The organism is Streptomyces sp. NPDC058741, from assembly GCF_042746715.1.
Lineage (GTDB): Bacteria > Actinomycetota > Actinomycetes > Streptomycetales > Streptomycetaceae > Streptomyces.
Map to the genome: position 1 here is coordinate 94313 of NZ_JBHYQH010000007.1, position 18950 is coordinate 113262.

Sequence of the window (18950 nt, forward strand, 5' to 3'; positions counted from 1 at the left end):
GTCCCGGGGGCCGCAGTCCCCGCAGACCGGAAGCCCGGGGGCCGCAGTCCCCGGGGACCGGAAGCCCGGAGCCGGAGTGCTGGGGCCCGGAGTGCAGGGGGGTGCAGGGTGTCCTACATGGGCTGCTGGGCCTGCGGCGCCGTGACGTCCCGCACCCACGGGGTCTTCGCGTCGGCGCGGCTGCTCTTCTGGACGTCCCAGGTGCCGTAGCGCGGGTTGAGGTCGACGTTCAGTTGCTTCGATGCCTCGGACAGGGCCTTCCAGAACTCGGGGCGGCTGGTGTCGGTGCCGAGCCGCTCGGCGAGCTTCTGGGCCTCCAGCTGGAGGCGGAGGTTCTCCTCAAGGCGCTGCGGCGGGATGCCGTACTGCTGCAGCCAGGTCGCCTCCAGGCCCTTGGCTCCGCCGGCCTGCTCCTCCAGGCCGGAGCGCATCCGCTGGATCTCCTTGCGGCTGACGGTCACACCGGCGTCCTCGGCGGCGTGGTGAAGCACCCGGTCGAGGATCATGGTGTGCAGCGTGTCGCGGGTGAGCGTGCCGGTCCGGGCGATGACCTGCTGGTACTGGGCGTCGTCGCGCACGGCCGCCCGCTGCGCCGCCCGTACCTCGCCGACGCGCTCCTCCAGCTGGGAGACGGTGATCCGCTGCCCGTCGACCACGGCGGCCGCGCCGGGGTGCGCGTCGTTCCCGCAGGCGGTGAGCAGGGGCGCCGCGGCGGCGATCGCGGCGGAGAGGACGAGCGCGGTGCGACGGCGGTGCAAGGAGACCTCCTGAGGAGATTGTGCGGCGGTGCACAAAGTCTTGCGGTGATCGATGGTAGGCAGTGACCAGGCTCCGGCCAACCCATTCGACCAACGATTCACCGGGACTTCCGGCACTCCCGCGCCCCGCCCGGGTGCGCCGTCAGCCGCGGACCTGCCCCAGCCACAGCAGCGTCCTACGGATCTCGGCGCCCAGCGGATGCCCCAGACCGTGGGTGCGCTCCACGTCGTGCAGCAGCCGCGCCAGGCTGTCGTGGGCCGCGCCCCGGTCGCCGAGGGCGAGCAGGAGGTGCCCGATGCGGCGGCGGACGTCGTACGCCTGGTCGGGGCCGCCGGCGGCGACGTACTGGTTCTCGTAGTAGGGCAGCACCGCCCGGTACTCGGCGAGAGCCGCGGCCGGTTCGCCCAGCTGTTCGAGGCACTGGGCGGCCTCGTAGCGGAAGCGCAGGGACTGCGGGTCGGCCTGGCCGGCCTCGGCGGCCCGTTCGTCCGCGAGGCGGCGCAGCTCGGGCAGGGCGCGGCGGTACTGGCCGTCGTCGAGGAGCGTGGCCGCGTACTGCTTGCGCAGGGTGCGCACGACCGGGGAGTGCTCACCGTGCTGTTCCGCCGCGGCGGGCAGGATCGCGCCGAGGATGTCGACGGCCTGGGTGACCCGGCCCTCGCCGAGGAGCCGCTTGACCTCGTCGACGGCGCGGGCGATGTCCGTCTTCCCGCCGGTCCCGGCGACGGGGGCGGCGGGCGGTGTGGGCTGCGGTGCGGGGGTGCGGGCCCGGTCCGGCCAGGGGGCGTGCGGGCGCAGGAAGGGGCGGGTGGGGTCGAGGGGTGCTCCGGTGGGCGTGCCGCGCGCGGGCAGGAGCAGCTCCAGGTGCTCGTAGACCTCCTGCGCGGACGCGGGTCGGTGCTGCGGGTCCTTGGCCAGCAGGCGCAGCACGAGGGCCTCCAGGGCCTCGGGGACCTCGGGGCGCAGGCTGCGGACCGCCACCGGTGGCTCGTAGAGGTGCCGGTGCAGCACGCCGAGTGCCGTGGAGCCGGAGAAGGGCACGTCGCCGCTGAGCAGTTCGTGCAGGAGCACGCCGAGGGCGTACAGGTCGGTGTAGGGGCCGACCGCACCGCCCATCGCCTGCTCCGGGGCCATGTAGGCGGGCGAGCCGATGGGGGTGCCGGTGTGGGTCAGGCGCGTGGTGTCGGCGTCCATCACGGAGGCCACGCCGAGGTCGAGGACGGTGACCGTGCCGTCCTGCTTCACCATCACGTTCCGCGGTTTGAGGTCGCGGTGGACGATCGGCACGGCGTGCACGGCGCTCAGTACGGCGCACAGCTGCGCGGCGACCGCGACCGCCCACTGCCACGGGTACGGGACGTGCTCGGCGAGATGGTCGGCCAGGTCGGCGCCGTCGATGTACTGCATGACGAGGAACAGCTCCTCGCCCTCGCTGCCGGCGTCGTGCACGGTGACGAGCCCGGGGTGGTCGACCTGCGCGGTCACCCGGCACTCGCGCACGAAACGGCGGCGCAGGTCCTCCGCGTCCTGGCCGGCCACCTTGTCGGGGCGCAGCAGCTTCACCGCCACGCGGCGGTCGAGCCGCTGGTCGTAGGCCGTCCAGACCTGTCCCATGCCGCCCTGCCCGAGGAGCGTGGACAGCTCGTAACGGCCGGCGACGACACGTCCTGCCGCCGCGGTCACCTTCCGCCCTCGTGGTCGCCGCGGCCCTCGCCGTCGTGCCGGCGCAGGTAGTCGCTGAGTTCGTCGAGTTCGGCGCGGACCTGGTCGATGCGGGCCGGCGCGGGGCGCTGCTGCGGCGGCTGGACCTGGCCGGGGCCTTGCGTCGCGGCGTTGCGCGGGGCGGGGGTGTGGGGGGCGGGGGGCTGCGGGACGGGCGTGGACGTGGGCGGCGGGGGCGTGCCCGTCGGGGCGTAGGGCGGCGCCGGCTGCGGGTAGCCGTACGGCGTGTGGACGGCCGTGGACGCGTGGGGCGAGGGCGGGTAGGGGGTGTACCGCCGGCGCTCGCCGTGGTGGGTGATGTCCACGACCAGGAAGTAGACGGAGCTGGCGGCGCCGAGCAGCAGGATCACGGCCACGGCGATGTCGGTCCGGTAGTCGTCCTCTGGCAGCGCGCCGACCACGGCGAAACACGCGATGGACAGCGGCAGGCTGGACCAGGCCGCCGCCCAGTCCAGGGCGCGCCGCCGCAGCACGGCCACCCGGAAGAGCGGAGCGCAGGCCAGCAGGCCGCAGCTGAGCACACCGGCGGCCGCGATCAGCACGCGCAGGGAGATGACCGTTGCCGCGCTGCGGGGAGGCGGCGCCGCGCCGTGGCCGTACATGACTGCTCCTGGACCGGTGTAGCCGATGGGGACGAGTGTGCGAGTGTGCGAGTGACAGTGCCCGTGGGGATCCGAGCGTATAGCCCGACACGGACGACACGTCACGGGTTGTACCGAACCGTTGTCGTGCTGATCACTTCACGTGCTGATCACTCCGTGCGGGACACCGGCCGCGCTCTCACGAACCGGGCCCGCTCCCGCGCCGGCAGGCGTTCGGTCGCGTACCGCACGGTGACGCGCGCCAGTTCGGCGTGATGCCGGTCGAGGAACGCCACCATGCGCGCCTCGTCGCGGCGGCCGGTCTCGCGCGACATCCAGCCGAGCGCCTTGTGGATCAGCGGTTCCGGATCCCGGCACAAGCGGCGCGGCAGACGCAGCGTCGGCTCGAACCGCCCCTCACGGATCAGCGCCGGTGTGGCGACCACGGCGATCCCGCGGTCCCGGAGCCGGGACGAGCCGGCCAGGTCGTCGAGGATCTCCAGGGCGCCTCCTGGCCCGTGCACGAGCCAGGGGCCGAGCACGACGTGCGCGGAGCCGTCCAGCAGGTCCCAGCCGTCCACACCAGCCGGTCCGCGCCAGGTGGAAGACGGCCAGGACCTCACGCTCCGCACCCCGCGCGGTCCGCATCCGCTCGGCGAGCACCAGGAGCCCCGCCAGCCGCTCCTCGTGCACCCGGCCGCGCAGCAGCGCGTCCACGTCCCCAAGCGCCAAGTCCCGCTATGCCCGCACAAGTTGACGCTCCACCGGCACACGCAGCCCGAGCGGTTCGTCGTCCTCCGGGGTAGCCTGGGCACCCGGAGCCGCTGAGCCCCGAACTCCGGCTCCGACCGGTCCCTCGGCTCGGCCCGCAGGGCTTCCAGCGCCTGGACCGTCATGCCGGCGGACGGCAGCGCACCCGCCGCCACGTCTCGGGGCGTGAGCGGTCCGACCCGCCTCACCCGCCGCACTGTCGCAGCATCATCTCCTTGTCGGCCGTCGTCACGGGCAGGTCGTACTTCAGGGACACCTGGGCGAAGCGCACCGAGTAGGCGCAGCGGATCGCCTTGTTCGGGGGGAGCCAGGACGCCGGGCCGGAGTCTCCCTTGGCGCTGTTGGTGGGACCGTCCACCGGGACGAGGTTGAGCGGGTCGTTTATGTCGGCACCAGTAACTGTCTCACCGCTCGTCCCGTTATGTGCGCGTACAGCTTGTCTCACACGGGGAGGGTGGCTTGAGCACGGACGATGCCGGCGCCGATACGGAAGCGACGGTGCTGTTACACAGGACTGCAGTCGGGACCTCTGCCGCAGATGAACTCTCCTTCGATACAGAAGCAGTGCTGCGGCGCGCCGGTGTCGACGAGGGCAGGCTCTTCATCCTCGGCTCCGACGGCACTTACGATCCCCACCTCAACCGTTTCCTGCGCGATCTGGAGAACTGGGGCGTGCGGTCGGAGAACAGCCGGATCGCCTACAGCACCGACGTCATGCTCTACTGCCGGTTCCTCCAAGAGTCCCGGAACGGGAAGTCCATCTGGGACACAGACGGCGCCGACCTGCGCGCGTACAAGGCCGTGCGGCTGAACGGCAACGGCCCCGACAAGGTGTCGGTGGCGACCTGGAACCGCTCCGTCGCCGCGCTCGACAAGTGGGTTCAGTGGTCGGTGTACGAGGAACTGCTGCCTGCCGAGCCGTTCCGCTACATCGACAAGACCGTGGTGTCGCCACAGGGGCCGAAGCGGGTACGGGTCAACGCCGACGCCGAGTCTGAAGTGCCTCGGCAGCCGATCAGATTCCTGTCGCACGAGGACTTCATGCTCTGGCGGGACGTCGGCCTGCGGGGACTACTACCGGACGGCTCCCCCGACCCCGCGTGGCGGGGGCGCAACGGCGAACGCAACGCCCTCTTCGCCGACCTGCTGATCTGCACTGGCATGCGACTGGGCGAAGCCACGAGCCTGCTGACGCCGGAACTGCCACCGGTCACCGGAAGACGCGTGCTCGGCGACATCACCGTCTCGGCCGCCGTGGCCAAACGCAACAGGGCACGGACGGTGTACGTCCGCCCCCGGGTCGCCCGCGATCTGCACCACTACGTCAGCATCGAGCGGGACGAGCTCGTGCAGCGGCGGCACGTCGAGGGGGTGTACGAGGCGTGCACGGATCGGCTTCCGGTGCGTCGGGCGAACCGGCACGCCCTCGCGGTCGAGTCCGGCACCAGCTGGTCGTACTCGCGGATCGGCACGGCGGACCGGGCACGACTCCTGCAGGTCGACGGTCAGGGCCGCGCGAGCGGGCCCCTGTGGCTGTGGCTTGGAGAGAACGGGCTGCCGTTGCGCGGCAGCACCTGGCAGTCGGTGTTCCGGCGGGCGAACGAGCGGTGCGCGGCCCTCGGCCTGGACTTCGACGTCCACCCGCACACCCTGCGACACTCCTTCGCCGTCCACATGCTGGGGCTTCTGCTGCGTCAGACCGTCCGGGCGCTCGGCATGCGGGAGGACCGACGGTTCACGCACGCCGAGGTGAAACGCCTGCTCATCGGCAATCCTCTGCGCAGACTCCAGCTGCTGCTCGGACACCGTCACGAGGCGACGGTCTACACCTACCTGGACGTGCTGGACGAGGCCCAGGAGATCGTTCTTGCGGCTCTCGACGACTGGGACGAACAGGCCGCAGCCTTCGAGCAGGTACGCCCGGAAACGGAGGAGTACCAGTGAGCCCGCGCCGCGTTCGCTTCCCCGCCACCGTCGACACCCCGGACACGGCGGACAGCGTGCCGTCGATCGGTCCGGTGACCTTCATGGTGAACCTGAACGGGAAGCCCGAGCGCATCGACCTGTCCGACCTGCCGTGTCCGTGCCTCACCCGGGCCCTCGCCACGGCCTTCACCGAGGTCATCAGCGCGCCCCGCACCCTGCGTAGCCGCGGTGGTGTCCGCCGACTCGTCAGGTATGTCCGGGAGTTCGTCGAGTTCACCGCCGCCGCTCTCCCCGGCTCCGCTGCCGATCTGCGGCTGGATGACCTGCGCCCCGATCTCCTGGACGCGTTCGAGCTACGGCTGATCTCCAGGTACGGGAAGACCAGCAAAGAGCCGTACTTGGCCATGACGTACCTCGTGCGGCTGCTGAAGTCGGTGCACGAGGCACACCCTGCCGCCTTCGCCGCCGCCTTCCACGCCCGCCTGGGCTTTACGTCGGCCTCGGCCCACCGGGCGTCGAAACCGCTCGACGCGTACCCGTTCCCGGTGCTCGACACGCTGGAGCGTGCCGCCCGAGATGACGTCGCCCGCATCCGCGACCGGATCCTGGAGGGCGAGAAGCTGGCCGCCACGGGCCGCGACCCACGTCAGCACGGCTGGGGCCGGCAGGAGAACATCCTCTGGTACATCGTGCACCACGGTCCGCTGACTGCTGACGACGTCTCGTACAAGATCTTGCGCCCCTGGGGCGGCAGATCGGAACTCAACGGCCGCCTCCACCTCACGGCGCGGGACCTGGTGCCCTTCCTCCTCCTGCTGGCCTGCCAGACGGGCATGGAACCGGAGTGCATCCGGCAGTTGCGCTCCGGCTGCCTGGCCAGTCCGGCACGCGGCTACGTCAGCGTCGCCTACGTCAAGAAACGCGCCCCGGGCTCCGCGCACAAGACGGTCAGGGTCGCCGACGGCGGCTCGCTGCGCTTTCCCGGCGGCGTGATCCGCCTGGCGCTGCGCCTGACGAAACGGACCCGCGAACTGATCGGCACCGACGCGCTGTGGTGCGACGTCAGCGGCCATGGGCAGGCCCGAGCGCCCTTCGACGGCCCGCACGCCTGGTCAGCCGTGACCCGGGAATGGATGTTCGAGCAAGGGCTCGACCGCCTTACCGACAGCAATGGCCAACCAGTCGCCCTTGATCTGCGCCGAGTACGCAAGACCGTCAAGTCCCGGCAGTACCTGCGGGCCGGCGGGGTGCTGGAGGACTTCTCATCGGGCCACACCCGACCGGTCGCGGCGAAGCACTACGCGGACATCGACGCCCACGAGGAGATCCACGAGCAAGCAGTGGAGGCCGGTCTTGAGCAGGCGCTCGGCGCGGCCGTGGCCCCACCGGTGGTGCTGTCGGACGACGGCGGCCGTCTCGACGACGGTGACGCCGCGTTGAGCGCGCAGGAGATCGAGTCGGCACTCTCCGGTGAGCAGGACGTGTGGCTCGCCTCATGCCGCGACTTCTTCGCCTCCCCGTTCGCCCGCAAGCCCGGGGCTGCCTGCCCGGTCCCGGCCTGGGGCTGTCTGGAGTGCCCGAACGCGGTGTTCACCAGCCGCCACCTGCCGAGCCTGCTGTCCTTCCTGGATTTCCTGGAGCGGCAGCGCGAGGAGTACCCCGCCGCCGAATGGAACGCGCGGTTCGGGCTCGCATGGGACCGCATCGTCCACGGTGTCCGCGCCCGCTTCAGCACCCGCCAGATCGCCGCGGCACAGGCCATCGTCGAGGCCGACGGTGATCGCCTGCTGCTGCCCCCGTCGTTTCTGGAGGTCATCGCATGACTGCAGTTCCAAGCCCCAGTACAGAGCATCAGGACCTCACACCGTCCGACGAGTCCGAGGAGTTCGTACTTCCGAAGCGGCTCACTGTGGCCCTGCCGAGCCGGGGCCCGCGACTGGCCGAGGACATCTGGGACCTGCGGTGCGTGCTCCCCCGCACATGGCGGGCGTGGCGGCTCGACTTCACGCAGATCGGCGACCCCGTGACGCGACGCGCGGCGAAGGAGTACGTCGCCTCCCGCCTGAGCCGGGGTTCGCTGGGCCTGGGGCCGCTCAAGGCCACGGCAGCAGCCGCTGAGCTGCGCACGTTCGTCGCCGTCATGAAGGATCTGCGGGACGTGGGCGCCCCACGGCTGTCCGACGTGGACCGCGCCCACCTGGACGCCGCGCTGAAGAAGTGGAAGAGCAGCCCGCACACCGCAGTCCGCAACGTGACTTTCCTGAAGCACCTGTCGGCCCACGGGCCGTTCCTGTCCGAGGACAGGCTGGGCGTCCTGCCGTGGAACGGCCGCAGCGCCTACGGCATCGTCGGGCTCCAGCGCGTCAAGGGCGAGAACACCACGCCCCGCATCCCCGGGGAGGTCCTCGCTCCCCTGCTACGGGCAGCGGTCTTCTACGTGGAGACGGCAAGCGGCGACATCCTCGCCGCACAGCGAGAAGTCTCCGCGCTCGAAGCAGCCCGCAAGGGCCGGAACCTCGGTCATGGCCAGGCACGCGCGCGGGTGCTGGCCCTCATCGCCGAACGCCGCGCGGCCGGCCGGGGCATCCCCGCCGTTCCGCGCGAGACGGCCCACACCGTGCCGGACGCCGTCGTTGTCGACGGCGTGCTCCAGGCCCCCAACCACGCTCTCGTCTCTCTCCTCGCCGGCTGCGGGAAGGCGTCGCATCTGCGAGCACTGATGGTCGAGGCCGGGAAGGAGATCGGCTACGAGGAGGGCGGGCTCGACACCTCGATGTCGCGGTGGCCCGGCTCGGGCAGCCCGTGGCGGCCGAGGCTCAGCCCCTTAACCCTGGCCAACGAGCTGTCCTTCCTGCGCACGGCATGCTGGATCGTCATCGCCTACCTGTCGGGGATGCGAGACGCGGAGGTGCGTGAGCTGGGTCGGGACTGTGCCCTCATCGAGCGCGGGGCCGACGGACGAACCCGGTACAAGGTCCGAGGCAGGGTCTACAAGGGGAGGGGGCGTGAGCTCAGCGGGGAGGAAGCCGAGTGGGTAGTCCTGGATGTCGTGCACCGGGCCGTCGCCGTACTCCGCGAGATCAACGACGACCCCCGCCACCTCTTCGGCTACGACGGCGGTGGCCGCCACGGGAGCGTGCTGCTCAGCAACATGCCGACGCGCATCCGGGCCTTCCGGGACCATCTCAACGAGCTGTTCAGCACGCCCGAGGGTCTCTACGTCCCCATGGTCACGGCGGCCCCGTCGCCCGATCCCGGCCCGGTCACAGACGACGCAGCGAACGATGAAACGGCGGATGACGACACGACGGAAGAGAGCACGGCTCTCCCTTGGGGCTTCGACACCCGGCAGTTCCGCCGGACTCTCGCCTGGCACATCGCCCATCAGCCCTTCGGCGTGGTCGCGGGCGCCCGCCAGTACAAGCACGCCGCGATCACCATGTTCGAGGGATACGCAGGAACTTCAGCCTCCGGCTTCGCCGACGAGGTTGCCGCCGAGGAGGCCGTGGCCAAACTCGACTATGTCGAGGACCTTTACCACGACTGGAACGACGGCGGCGCCTCAGCGGGCGGCGCCGCCCGGCGCATCGAGGCCGAGTTCGACCGCATCCGCAGCGAACTCGGCGACCTGCCGGGCACGGTGGCCAGCCCTTCCCGCCTGAGGACGCTGCTGCACCATCTCACGAAGACCCTGCACCCCGGCGTGCTCAACGACTGCTTCTACCAGGCGGAGACGGCCGTGTGCAGCAAGCGGGCCAAGCCTCTGGGACGCCCCGTCGCCATGCTCGACATGTGCATGAACTGCCCCAACTCACGCCGCTCCGCCGTCCACCTGCCCCGCCTGGAACGAGCGCAGGACATGGCCCGGGCCGAACTCGGCGCGGCCACCGGCCTCCCGCGACTCCAGCAGTTCGCCATCACCGAGCACCTGTCCACGCTCACCCGCCTGATCGCCGAGATCGACCACGAGGACACCCGACGATGACCGACACCATGGACGACACCCTCCGAGTCGTCCGCACCGCCTTCGACCGCCTCGCCCGGGAGAACCCCCGCCTGACTGACATCGACCACAAGATCATGCGCGCCTTCGAGCAGCTCATGCTCGGCCGCCCCGAGATCACCGACGGCCGGACCTCGGCGGTGAACATCTGCGCCGAGGCCGGCGTCTCCCGAGCCTCGTACTACCGCTCTCCCGTCGCGGCAGTGATCAAGGGGATTCTCAGCTCTCCCGAGGCCAGGCGTCCGGAGTCCGACGAACTCAGGCAGGAGATCCTGCGCCTGAAGCAGTCCGAGCGGGAGCTCCGCCGGGAGAAGGGTGAAGAGATCCGGGAGTTGCGTGCCACCGTCGCGGCGTACGCGAACCAGATCCAGGTGCTCGCGCTCAGGAACGCCGAGCTCGAATCAGATACCCGCTTGCTGAAAGCCCAGCTGACCAAGGTGGAGAAAGGGGTCGTCAGGCAACTGCCACGGACAGGCGCCCGGTCGTCGTCGGTTCACCCATGAGCCACCAGATCGCTCAAGGCTCCAGCTGAAGATCGTGTCCCTTCGCACCAAAAAGGGCGGCTTACCGGCCATGTGGCCGGCTTGGAGCCGTCCCTGGTAGCGATGTCATGCTGGCACATAGGGTGCCCGAATGATTGCGGTACCAGAGGAGTTCGCGCGGGGCACTGTCGGGCGCGAAGGAGAACCTGGATCGGTGTGGCTCGCCAAACCTCCCAGGATCGTCGATGACCTGCTGAGGTACTGGGGCTGTGTGCCGGACGGCGAGGTCATGCACGGAGGTGTCGGGGTGATCGTCCCGGTGCGACGGCAGACTGAAGATGCCGCCGTGCTGAAGGTGTCGTTTCCACATCCCGGCAATGTCCATGAGCCGGACGCGTTCGCGACGTGGTGCGGGCGTGGTGCTGTTCTCCTGCACGAACGCAACGACGAACGGTTCGCGATGCTGCTCGAACGGGCACAGACCTCGACTCTGGCGGAGGTCGAGGACGGGGACGAGGTGATGACGGTGGCGGGGCGGATCAATCGCCGTCTGGCCGTCCCCGCACCGCCCGGCCTGCCCCGGCTGCGAGACCAGGCGGACACCTGGAAGGAACAGCTTCGCAAGGATGCCAGGGAGCTGTCACACACGCTGTCGCGCCACGTACTGGACGCCACCGTGGCGACAATCCGGGAACTGGGCCCCGCCCAGCCCGAGACTCTCATCGACGGCGACCTGCACGCCCGCAACATCCTGCGCGCCGACCGCGAGCCGTGGCTGACCGTCGACCCCAAGGGGTACGCGGGGGACCCCGCCTACGACGGCGGCACGCTACTCAAAGCGCGCGCCCTGACGCTCCTCGAAGCGGACGACCTGCGTAAGGCTGTTCACCGCGCCTTGGACATCTTCGCCGAGGCCACGGAACTCGATCGCGAACGCGTCCAGCGTTGGGCCCAGTTCCATGCCGTCCAGGCTGCGTTCTGGGGCCGTCGTCACGGATTCCGTATTGCCCGCAGCGGACCACGGTTGGACTGGCTCACCGAATTCGCAGACGGCCTGGCCGAGTTGCTCACGGAACCGCACTCTCGCTGGTGAAGGGTGGCGCGGAACAACTCAGCCTCCGTTGATCACCGGGCGTGAGGACCGCCTGTTGGCTCAAGTTCCGCACTGCTTGAGCATCATGGTCTTGTCCGGCGCGGTGACAGGCAGTTCGTACTTCAGCGCCACTTGCGCGAACCGCACCGAGTACGAGCAGCGAATCGCCTTGCTGGGCGGCAGCCAGGACGCGGGCCCCGAGTCCCCCTTGGCCGAGTTCGTCGAGCCCGAGACGGGCAGAAGGTTCAGCACATCGTTCGCCAGGCGCTGCCGCTTCTGCTTGTCCCAGCGTGCAGCACCCATCTGCCAGGCGTACGACAGCGGCACCACGTGGTCTATCTGTACCTCGGTGGCCTTCGCCTTCTTCCAGGCGATGTCCTTGCCCGTGTAGGGGTCATGCAGCTTCATCGAGACGACCACGCAGTCGGAACCGGTGCGGAACCGAACGTCCTGGCCATCGCGTTTCAACAAGTCGTTCCGCGTGTCACAGCCGTTCCGTGCCAGAGGCACGCCATCCGCTGTATCCATCCACGCGTAACCGAACTCGTCACGGTCGTACCCGGTCTTCGGCCCTCGCCCCTTGGTCGCCAGCTTGGAGATAAGTTCTCGCGCCGCCGCCAGGTCCTTCTCGGAGGAGATCGCTTCCAGTCCCGGCTTCGTGCCGTCCGGATCGGCCAGAGGGCTGGTTCCGTGCACGTCCGACGCCGACGAACCGCCGCCCGGCGAACCGCTCCCGCCAGAGAGGTCACTCCCCGTGCAGCCTGCCAGTACTGCCCCGAGTACCAGCACAACACAGCCGGTCCCCGCGCCACGAGTAGCCCGGATCGCGCGTCCGGTCACTTCCCCACCCCTTCTCCCACCACCAGATCGGAACACGCTCCGCGTGAGACACGGCTGCTCGATACGGGCGCCCTGCCCCTGAGACACATCAGCGTGAGACACCTACACCGCCAACATAAGGTCGTTGGCGATCGACTCCCGCTTGTCCTCAGTCCAGCGCGAGGCGCCCATCTGCCAGTCGTAGGACAGCGGCATGACGTGGTCGATCTGGACTTTCGCCGCGCGGGACTTGGTCCATTCGATGACCTGGCCGGTGTACGGGTCGCGCAGCGTCATCGACGTGACGACGCAGTCCGAGCCCGACCGGAAGCGCAGGGATTCCCCGTCCCGCTTCAGCAGGTCGTTGCGCGTGTCGCAGCCGTTGTGGGAGTAGGGGACGTCGCGCGGTGCCGAGTCCGTCCAGGCGTAGCCGAACGCGTCGCGTTCGTAACCCGTCCTGGGGCCGCGGCCCTTGGTCGTCACCTTCTCGATCAGGGCACGCGCCTCGGTCTTGTCCGCCCCGGAGGCGATCGCCGCCAGGCCCGGTTTCGTGCCGTCCGGGTTGTCCAGCGGGCTCACGGCCCGGCCGTCGCCGGCGGCCTGCGCACCGGATCCGGAGGGACCGTCACCGTCGGCGGGCGGGGCCAGGCCCTCGCAACCGGTCAGTGCCGCTCCGGCGAACACCATCGCGGCGGCCAGCGCCGCCCCACCCCTCAGACGCGTCACGCTGCGCCCCTCCCCTGCTCGTTCCGGGTCCGCCCCGCGGGGACGGCCTGTGCCTCGGTCCACGGTAGCGAGGGGAGGGTTCGGCCACATCGGCCCACCGGAACGAGCGGGCCAGGCCCGGGCCTGCGGCACCCGCGGCACCCGCGCCGTCAACGAGGACGCGTCCCCGCAGCGCGCGGCTCCTGCGGGCGGCTCACGGCCTCTTCACCGGGCTCGCCACGGGTACTCCCACAGCCTCAGACCTTGCCTATGCCCAGCGTCGTCTCCGAGGGCAGCAGGCCCGATGCCAGGACCGCGACCCAGAAGTCGCCCAGGAGCCCGGCGAGACGGTCGACGCCCTCCGGGCCGAGCGACTGCCAGGGCCGGGCCGCCAGCCGGTCGGTGTGGTGCTCCACGCGGTGGCGCAGGTCGCGGCCGGCGTCCGTGGCCGTACCGTCCTCGGCGACCAGGCCCCTCGCCGTCAGGCGCCCGCGTGCGGCCGCCCATTCCTCCGCGCTCCAGCCGCGGCCGGCGAAGCGCTCGACCGGCGCGGCGCCTGTCGCGGCGAAGGAGACGAGCGACTCCACCGGGTCCAGGTCCGCCAGGAGCAGGGCCGCGAGGTGGCCGTCGCCGCGGTGTTCACGCAGGATCGTCGCGGCGTGCCACAACCGCAGGTGCGAGGCCCGGGGCGGGCCGAGTGCGGCATTGGCCGCGGCGAGGGGACGCCCCGCCGTGTCCGCCGCCTGTGCCGCGCGGTGGGCGAGGGCGGCGGCCTCCGCCAGTTCGGGGCTGTCCACCCGGTCGCCGAACAGGGTGCGGCAGGCCCGGTCGACGGCGCGGGTCCTCGCCTCCAGCACCGCGGCCGGGCCGGCGATGTCCCATGCGGGCCCGATGTGTGCGGCGACCATGCGCGGACTGAAGCTGTAGAAGGCCGAAGTCACCTGTTGCGGGCCGACGTTCCCCAACGGGGCCGCGCGATAGGGGAAGTAGCTCGGCCAGCGCTCCTGCGTGCCGAAGCCGAGAGCTGCCGCCTCCTCGAACGCCTCCGGCGCGTAGTAGAGCACGGCGTGCAGGGGCTCCAGCAGGTGCCACATCTGCCGTACGCGGGCCGGTTCCACGCCGCCCTCCTGTGCCACCGCTCCAGCCGCTCCCCGCGGCACCGCGCCTTCGCCGACCCCGCCGGCCCGTTCCGACATGACGTACCTCCGCTTCCGCCCGGCCCGGTGGCGCGCGATCCCGTCGCGCCCCCCACACAACTTGACACTGACAAGATTGCCCGGCCTCCACGAACTTGTCAATGGCTAGATTCGGCGTACGCTGCTGACCATGAGCTCCGCCGAGGAACCAGCAAGCGACGACGCCCCCTCCGGGCGGCCGTACCACCACGGCGACCTGCGCCGCGCCATCCTCACCGCGGCGCTCGACGTGATCGCGGCCGACGGACCGTCCGCGCTCAGCCTGCGCGGCCTCGCCCGCCGCGCCGGTGTCTCGCACGCGGCGCCCGCGCACCACTTCAAGGACCGTGCCGGACTGCTCACGGCGATCGCCGCGGAAGGGTTCGGGCTGCTGGCGACCACGCTCCGGGAAGCCGGTGACCTGCAGGAGGCCGGCGTGCGCTACGTACGGTTCGCGCGGGAGCACCCGGCCCACTTCCAGGTGATGTTCACGCCCGAGCACCTGCGCACCGGCGATCTGGAACTGAACACGGCCCGCGCCCTCGCCGGTGACGCCCTGCGCGACGCCGTCACCGCCGTGCCGGCCGAGGGCCGGGGCGCGGACGCCCGCCTCGCCGGTGTCGCCGCCTGGTCCCTGGCCCACGGCTTCGCCACGCTGCTGCTCGGTCACAACCTGGACGGCCCCGTGGGCGACCAGGAACCCGATGAGGTGTTCCGCCGGCTGGCGGCGATGCTCTTCCGTCAGGCCGACCAGCGGCCGCCGGCCGAGAGGGATGCCCGCCCTGGACTCGGCGCGTGAGGATCCCGGGGCGGCCGGCGGCCGAGGCGGACCCGCCGGCGTTGCTGACGGTCAACGGCGAGCTGAATCCGGACGACGGCCCGCTGCCCCAGGCGTCGGCGGACGCCGTCTGGGCAGCCACAGCGAGCCGGCAGGGACGGACGGTCCTGGTGGCCGATGCCGACGGCACCGTGGCCGGCACGGCGGACCGCATCGTCGTGCCGAACCTGACGCGGGGCGGCCGTTCCCTCCTGTTCGTGAGGACGTCGTGGTGGCCGGGTCCTTCCGGCGGCGCGGTGTCGGCCGTCTGCTGACGGAGTCCGCCGTGCGACGGGGCGAGGCGGCCGGCTGCTACAAGGTCCAGCTGCCGGCGGCCGACGACGCCTACGTCCACACCTTCTACCGCGCGTGCGGTCTCGAAGCCCTGGCGGAGGGGTTCCGACGCCACCTCCCTCCGCCCGCGAGCTGACCCGACCGCACGGGAGGGGTCAGGACCCCAGCACCGACGTCAGGAACTCCCCCACCCACGCGAGCAGTTCCCGCCCGACCAGCGGCTTGCCGCCCACCTTCGCCGTCTTCGGGCGCGGCACCAGCACCTGGTGCACGGACGGCTTGATGACGACGCCGGGGTAGAGCCGCTTGAGCCGCAGCTCCTGCGACTCGCGCAGTTCCACCGGCGCGAAGCGGATGTTGCTGCCCTGCAGCACGATCTCGCCGACGCCGCACGCGCGCGCGAACATCCGCAGGCCCGCCACGAGGAGGAGGTTCTCCACGGGTTCGGGCAGCTTGCCGTAGCGGTCGACGAGCTCCTCGCGCACCGCCTTGATGTCCTCCTCCGAGTTGGCGGAGGCGATGGCGCGGTACGCCTGGAGGCGCAGGCGCTCGCCGGGCGCGTAGTCGTGCGGGACGTGCGCGTCGACGGGCAGCTCGATCTTGACCTCGAGCGGCGGCTCCTCCTCGATCTCACCGGTCTCCAGCTGGCGCCGGTAGTCGGCCACGGCCTCGCCGACCATCCGCACGTACAGGTCGAAGCCGACGCCCGCGATGTGGCCGGACTGCTCGCCGCCGAGGAGGTTGCCCGCGCCGCGGATCTCCAGGTCCTTCATCGCCACGTACATGCCCGCGCCCATCTCCGTGTGCTGGGCGATCGTCGCGAGCCGCTCGTGCGCGGTCTCCGTGAGCGGCTTCTCGGGCGGGTACAGGAAGTAGGCGTAGCCGCGCTCCCGGCCCCGGCCCACCCGGCCGCGCAGCTGGTGCAGCTGGCTGAGGCCGAAGTTGTCGCCGCGCTCCACGATCAGGGTGTTGGCGTTGGAGATGTCGATGCCGGACTCGACGATCGTCGTGGACACCAGCACGTCGAACTTCTTCTCCCAGAAGTCGACGACGACCTGCTCCAGCGCCGACTCCGACATCTGCCCGTGCGCGGTGGCGACGCGCGCCTCGGGGACGATCTCGCGCAGCCGGGCCGCCGCCCGGTCGATGGACTCGACCCGGTTGTGGATGTAGAAGACCTGGCCCTCGCGCAGCAGCTCGCGGCGGACGGCGGCGCCGATCTGCTTCTCCTCGTAGGGGCCGACGAAGGTGAGCACCGGGTGGCGCTCCTCCGGCGGGGTGGTGATCGTGGACATCTCGCGGATGCCGGTGACCGCCATCTCCAGGGTCCGCGGGATCGGGGTCGCGGACATCGTCAGCACGTCGACGTTGGCGCGCAGCTTCTTCAGCTGCTCCTTGTGCTCGACGCCGAAGCGCTGCTCCTCGTCGACGATGACCAGGCCGAGGTCCTTGAACTTCGTCTCGGAGGAGAACAGCCGGTGCGTGCCGATGACGATGTCGACCGAGCCCTCGCGCAGGCCCTCCAGGACCGCCTTGGCCTCGGTCTCGGTCTGGAAGCGGGACAGGGCCTTCACGGTCACCGGGAACTGCGCGTACCGTTCGCTGAACGTCCCGAAGTGCTGCTGCACCAGCAGCGTCGTGGGCACCAGGACGGCCGCCTGCTTGCCGTCCTGGACGGCCTTGAAGGCGGCCCGCACGGCGATCTCGGTCTTTCCGTAGCCGACGTCGCCGCAGATCAGGCGGTCCATGGGGACGGACTTCTCCATGTCCTCCTTGACCTCGGCGATGGTGGTGAGCTGGTCGGGCGTCTCCGCGTAGGGGAAGGCGTCCTCCAGCTCGCGCTGCCAGGGGGTGTCCGCACCGAAGGCGTGCCCGGGGGCCGCCATGCGGGCGCTGTAGAGCCTGATGAGGTCGGCGGCGATCTCCTTGACGGCCTTCTTCGCGCGGGCCTTGGTCTTCGTCCAGTCGGCGCCGCCGAGGCGGTGCAGGGTCGGGGCCTCGCCGCCGACGTACTTGGTGATCTGCTCCAGTTGGTCGGTGGGGATGTAGAGGCGGTCGCCGGGCTGGCCGCGCTTGGCGGGGGCGTACTCCACGACCAGGTACTCGCGGGTGGCGCCCTGCACGGTGCGCTGCACCATCTCGACGTAGCGGCCCACGCCGTGCTGCTCGTGGACGATGTGGTCGCCGGGCTCCAGGGTGAGCGGGTCGATGGTCTTGCGGCGGCGGGCCGGCATGCGGGTGCCGTCGCGGCCCGCGGCCCTCTGGCCGGACAGGTCGGTCTCGGTGAGGACGGCGAGCCTGAGGTTCGCGTCGACGAAGCCGTGCTCGATCGAGCCGCACGCCACGTGCACGACCGACGGGGAGATCTCGGCCAGCTCCGCTTCCAGGCGGGCGGCGATGCCCTCGCCGCCGAGCACCTCGACCGTACGGGCCGCCGGGCCGTGCCCCTCGGTGACGAACACCGTGCGCCAGCCGTCGGCGAGCCAGCCCTTGGTGTCGGCGAGGGCCTTGGCGGTGTCCCCGCGGTAGGTCTCGGGGGCGTGCATGCCGAGCTTGAGGGTGTCCTCGTCGAGTTCCTCGTCGGCGGCGAACGGCGACACCGACCACCACATCATGTCCAGCTCGCGGGCCCGGTCCCGGACGTCGGCGAGGGACCACAGCGAGGCCGCGCCGACGTCGATGGGCGCCTCGCCGCCACCCGCGGTGGCCGCCCAGGAGGCCTGCAGGAACTCCTGCGAGGTGGCCACGAGGTCCGACGCGCGCGTGCGGACCCGCTCCGGGTCGCACACCAGGGCCATGGCGCCCTGGGGCAGCACGTCGAGCAGCAGCTCCATGTCGTCGACCAGCACCGGGGCGAGGGACTCCATGCCCTCGACGGCGATCCCCTCGGCGATCTTCCCGAGCAGTTCGCCCAGCTCGGGGTGCTGTTCGGCCAGGGCACGGGCGCGGGCGCGGACGTCCTCGGTGAGGAGCAGTTCGCGGCAGGGCGGGGCCCACAGGCCGTGCTCGGCGACTTCGAGGGAGCGCTGGTCGGCGACCTTGAAGTAGCGGATCTCCTCGACGTCGTCGCCCCAGAACTCGACGCGCAGCGGATGTTCCTCCGTGGGCGGGAAGACGTCGAGGATGCCGCCGCGCACGGCGAACTCGCCGCGCTTCTCCACCAGTTCCACGCGCGCGTACGCCGCGGCCGCCAGGGCCTCGACGACCTCTCCCAGGTCGGCGCTCTGCCCCTGTCGCAGGGAGACGGGCTCCAGGTCGCCGAGACCCTTGACCTGCGGCTGGAGCACCGAGCGCACCGGTGCCACGACGACGGAGACGGGGCCGGTCTCGGGGTCGTCGGGGCGGGGGTGGGCCAGGCGGCGCAGCACGGCGAGGCGGCGGCCGACGGTGTCGCTGCGCGGGCTGAGCCGCTCGTGCGGGAGGGTCTCCCAGGACGGGTACTGCACGACCTCCTCCGGCGGGAGGAGGGAGCGCAGGGCGGCGGCCAGGTCCTCCGCCTCGCGGCCCGTCGCCGTCACGGCCAGCACCGGGCGGCCCGAGTCACGGGCCAGGGCGGCGACCGCGAAGGGGCGGGCCGCAGGGGGGCCGACCAGGTCGACGTGCATGCGGTTGCCGTCCGCGGCCGCCTTGATCGCTTCCGCGAGGGCGGCGTCCTTCGTGACGGCGTCGAGCAGACCGTGCAGGCTCATGAGGGGCTTTTTCCGTCCAGGGTGGGCAACACGACGGGCCCGACGCGCGCCGCGGGCCGGGGTTCTCCAGCGTACGACGCCGCGCGGCCGGGCGGCGGGGCTGTGGATGACGCC

The 18950-nt window shown here is 71.3% G+C and carries 15 protein-coding genes and 2 pseudogenes; 8 read left to right on the forward strand and 9 right to left on the reverse strand.

Annotated features, from left to right (window positions below):
- Nucleotides 1-113: 113 nt before the first annotated feature.
- From ACFW6P_RS08225 to ACFW6P_RS08245, 5 genes and pseudogenes are all read right to left on the reverse strand, one after another.
- The gene (locus tag ACFW6P_RS08225) at nt 114-758 is read right to left on the reverse strand and encodes a SurA N-terminal domain-containing protein (RefSeq protein WP_386346709.1); all 645 of its coding nucleotides are present in this window, start codon (nt 756-758) and stop codon (nt 114-116) included.
- 142 nt (nt 759-900) lie between these two features.
- A complete protein-coding gene (locus tag ACFW6P_RS08230) occupies nt 901-2400 on the reverse strand; it encodes a protein kinase (RefSeq protein WP_386347428.1) in 1500 nt (499 codons plus the stop codon).
- Nucleotides 2401-2438: 38 nt separating this feature from the next.
- Complete coding sequence (locus ACFW6P_RS08235) at nt 2439-3083, reverse strand: hypothetical protein (protein WP_386346711.1); 645 nt, start codon at nt 3081-3083, stop codon at nt 2439-2441.
- A 149-nt stretch (nt 3084-3232) separates the two neighbouring features.
- Nucleotides 3233-3685 (reverse strand): DNA alkylation repair protein, encoded by a 453-nt coding sequence (locus ACFW6P_RS08240; RefSeq protein WP_386423196.1) that lies wholly within the window; start codon nt 3683-3685, stop codon nt 3233-3235.
- A gap of 332 nt (nt 3686-4017) precedes the next feature.
- A pseudogene (locus ACFW6P_RS08245) lies at nt 4018-4215 on the reverse strand (DUF1524 domain-containing protein); the annotation flags it as partial.
- 182 nt (nt 4216-4397) lie between these two features.
- Between ACFW6P_RS08245 and ACFW6P_RS08250 the strand changes: the two are divergent.
- From ACFW6P_RS08250 to ACFW6P_RS08270, 5 genes are all read left to right on the forward strand, one after another.
- Nucleotides 4398-5777, forward strand: a complete 1380-nt coding sequence (locus ACFW6P_RS08250; protein WP_386423198.1) for a tyrosine-type recombinase/integrase — start codon at nt 4398-4400, stop codon at nt 5775-5777.
- The gene (locus ACFW6P_RS08255) at nt 5774-7582 is read left to right on the forward strand and encodes a hypothetical protein (protein ID WP_386346717.1); all 1809 of its coding nucleotides are present in this window, start codon (nt 5774-5776) and stop codon (nt 7580-7582) included. Before ACFW6P_RS08250 ends, ACFW6P_RS08255 begins: the two co-directional genes overlap by 4 nt.
- Nucleotides 7579-9744 (forward strand): hypothetical protein, encoded by a 2166-nt coding sequence (locus tag ACFW6P_RS08260; protein ID WP_386346719.1) that lies wholly within the window; start codon nt 7579-7581, stop codon nt 9742-9744. The genes ACFW6P_RS08255 and ACFW6P_RS08260 overlap by 4 nt, the downstream gene beginning before the upstream one ends.
- On the forward strand, nt 9741-10265 hold the full coding sequence (locus ACFW6P_RS08265) for a hypothetical protein (RefSeq protein WP_386423200.1): 525 nt from the start codon (nt 9741-9743) through the stop codon (nt 10263-10265). Before ACFW6P_RS08260 ends, ACFW6P_RS08265 begins: the two co-directional genes overlap by 4 nt.
- 130 nt (nt 10266-10395) lie before the next feature.
- On the forward strand, nt 10396-11337 hold the full coding sequence (locus tag ACFW6P_RS08270; protein WP_386346723.1) for an aminoglycoside phosphotransferase family protein: 942 nt from the start codon (nt 10396-10398) through the stop codon (nt 11335-11337).
- A 60-nt stretch (nt 11338-11397) separates the two neighbouring features.
- Here the strand turns inward: ACFW6P_RS08270 and ACFW6P_RS08275 are convergent, their stop codons facing one another.
- The 3 genes and pseudogenes from ACFW6P_RS08275 to ACFW6P_RS08285 all read right to left on the reverse strand — a co-directional run bounded on the left by ACFW6P_RS08275 (nt 11398) and on the right by ACFW6P_RS08285 (nt 14057).
- Nucleotides 11398-12162: an HNH endonuclease family protein gene (locus tag ACFW6P_RS08275; RefSeq protein ID WP_386347431.1), complete on the reverse strand. Its 765-nt coding sequence runs from the start codon at nt 12160-12162 to the stop codon at nt 11398-11400.
- A gap of 135 nt (nt 12163-12297) precedes the next feature.
- A pseudogene (locus ACFW6P_RS08280) lies at nt 12298-12843 on the reverse strand (HNH endonuclease family protein); the annotation flags it as partial.
- A gap of 275 nt (nt 12844-13118) precedes the next feature.
- Nucleotides 13119-14057, reverse strand: coding sequence for a hypothetical protein (locus tag ACFW6P_RS08285; RefSeq protein WP_386346725.1), 939 nt, complete (start codon nt 14055-14057; stop codon nt 13119-13121).
- A 130-nt stretch (nt 14058-14187) separates the two neighbouring features.
- Between ACFW6P_RS08285 and ACFW6P_RS08290 the strand changes: the two genes are divergently transcribed.
- From ACFW6P_RS08290 to ACFW6P_RS08300, 3 genes are read left to right on the forward strand one after another with little or no spacing between them, the layout of a single operon-like run.
- Nucleotides 14188-14835, forward strand: a complete 648-nt coding sequence (locus ACFW6P_RS08290) for a TetR/AcrR family transcriptional regulator (RefSeq protein WP_386423202.1) — start codon at nt 14188-14190, stop codon at nt 14833-14835.
- Nucleotides 14832-15128, forward strand: coding sequence for a hypothetical protein (locus ACFW6P_RS08295; RefSeq protein ID WP_386346729.1), 297 nt, complete (start codon nt 14832-14834; stop codon nt 15126-15128). The genes ACFW6P_RS08290 and ACFW6P_RS08295 overlap by 4 nt, the downstream gene beginning before the upstream one ends.
- Nucleotides 15086-15283: a GNAT family N-acetyltransferase gene (locus ACFW6P_RS08300; RefSeq protein ID WP_386346731.1), complete on the forward strand. Its 198-nt coding sequence runs from the start codon at nt 15086-15088 to the stop codon at nt 15281-15283. Before ACFW6P_RS08295 ends, ACFW6P_RS08300 begins: the two co-directional genes overlap by 43 nt.
- Nucleotides 15284-15302: 19 nt before the next feature.
- Here the strand turns inward: ACFW6P_RS08300 and mfd are convergent, their stop codons facing one another.
- Nucleotides 15303-18836: a transcription-repair coupling factor gene (mfd, locus tag ACFW6P_RS08305; RefSeq protein ID WP_386423204.1), complete on the reverse strand. Its 3534-nt coding sequence runs from the start codon at nt 18834-18836 to the stop codon at nt 15303-15305.
- Nucleotides 18837-18950: the final 114 nt, after the last annotated feature.

Excerpts from the sequence above, each read along its gene's own strand:
- mfd (WP_386423204.1), bottom strand. The coding sequence starts at position 18,836 with ATGAGCCTGCACGGTCTGCTCGACGCCGTCACGAAGGACGCCGCCCTC.
- ACFW6P_RS08285 (WP_386346725.1), bottom strand. The coding sequence starts at position 14,057 with ATGTCGGAACGGGCCGGCGGGGTCGGCGAAGGCGCGGTGCCGCGGGGA.
- ACFW6P_RS08260 (WP_386346719.1), top strand. The coding sequence starts at position 7,579 with ATGACTGCAGTTCCAAGCCCCAGTACAGAGCATCAGGACCTCACACCG.
- ACFW6P_RS08235 (WP_386346711.1), bottom strand. The coding sequence starts at position 3,083 with ATGTACGGCCACGGCGCGGCGCCGCCTCCCCGCAGCGCGGCAACGGTC.
- ACFW6P_RS08290 (WP_386423202.1), top strand. The coding sequence starts at position 14,188 with ATGAGCTCCGCCGAGGAACCAGCAAGCGACGACGCCCCCTCCGGGCGG.
- ACFW6P_RS08265 (WP_386423200.1), top strand. The coding sequence starts at position 9,741 with ATGACCGACACCATGGACGACACCCTCCGAGTCGTCCGCACCGCCTTC.
- ACFW6P_RS08270 (WP_386346723.1), top strand. The coding sequence starts at position 10,396 with ATGATTGCGGTACCAGAGGAGTTCGCGCGGGGCACTGTCGGGCGCGAA.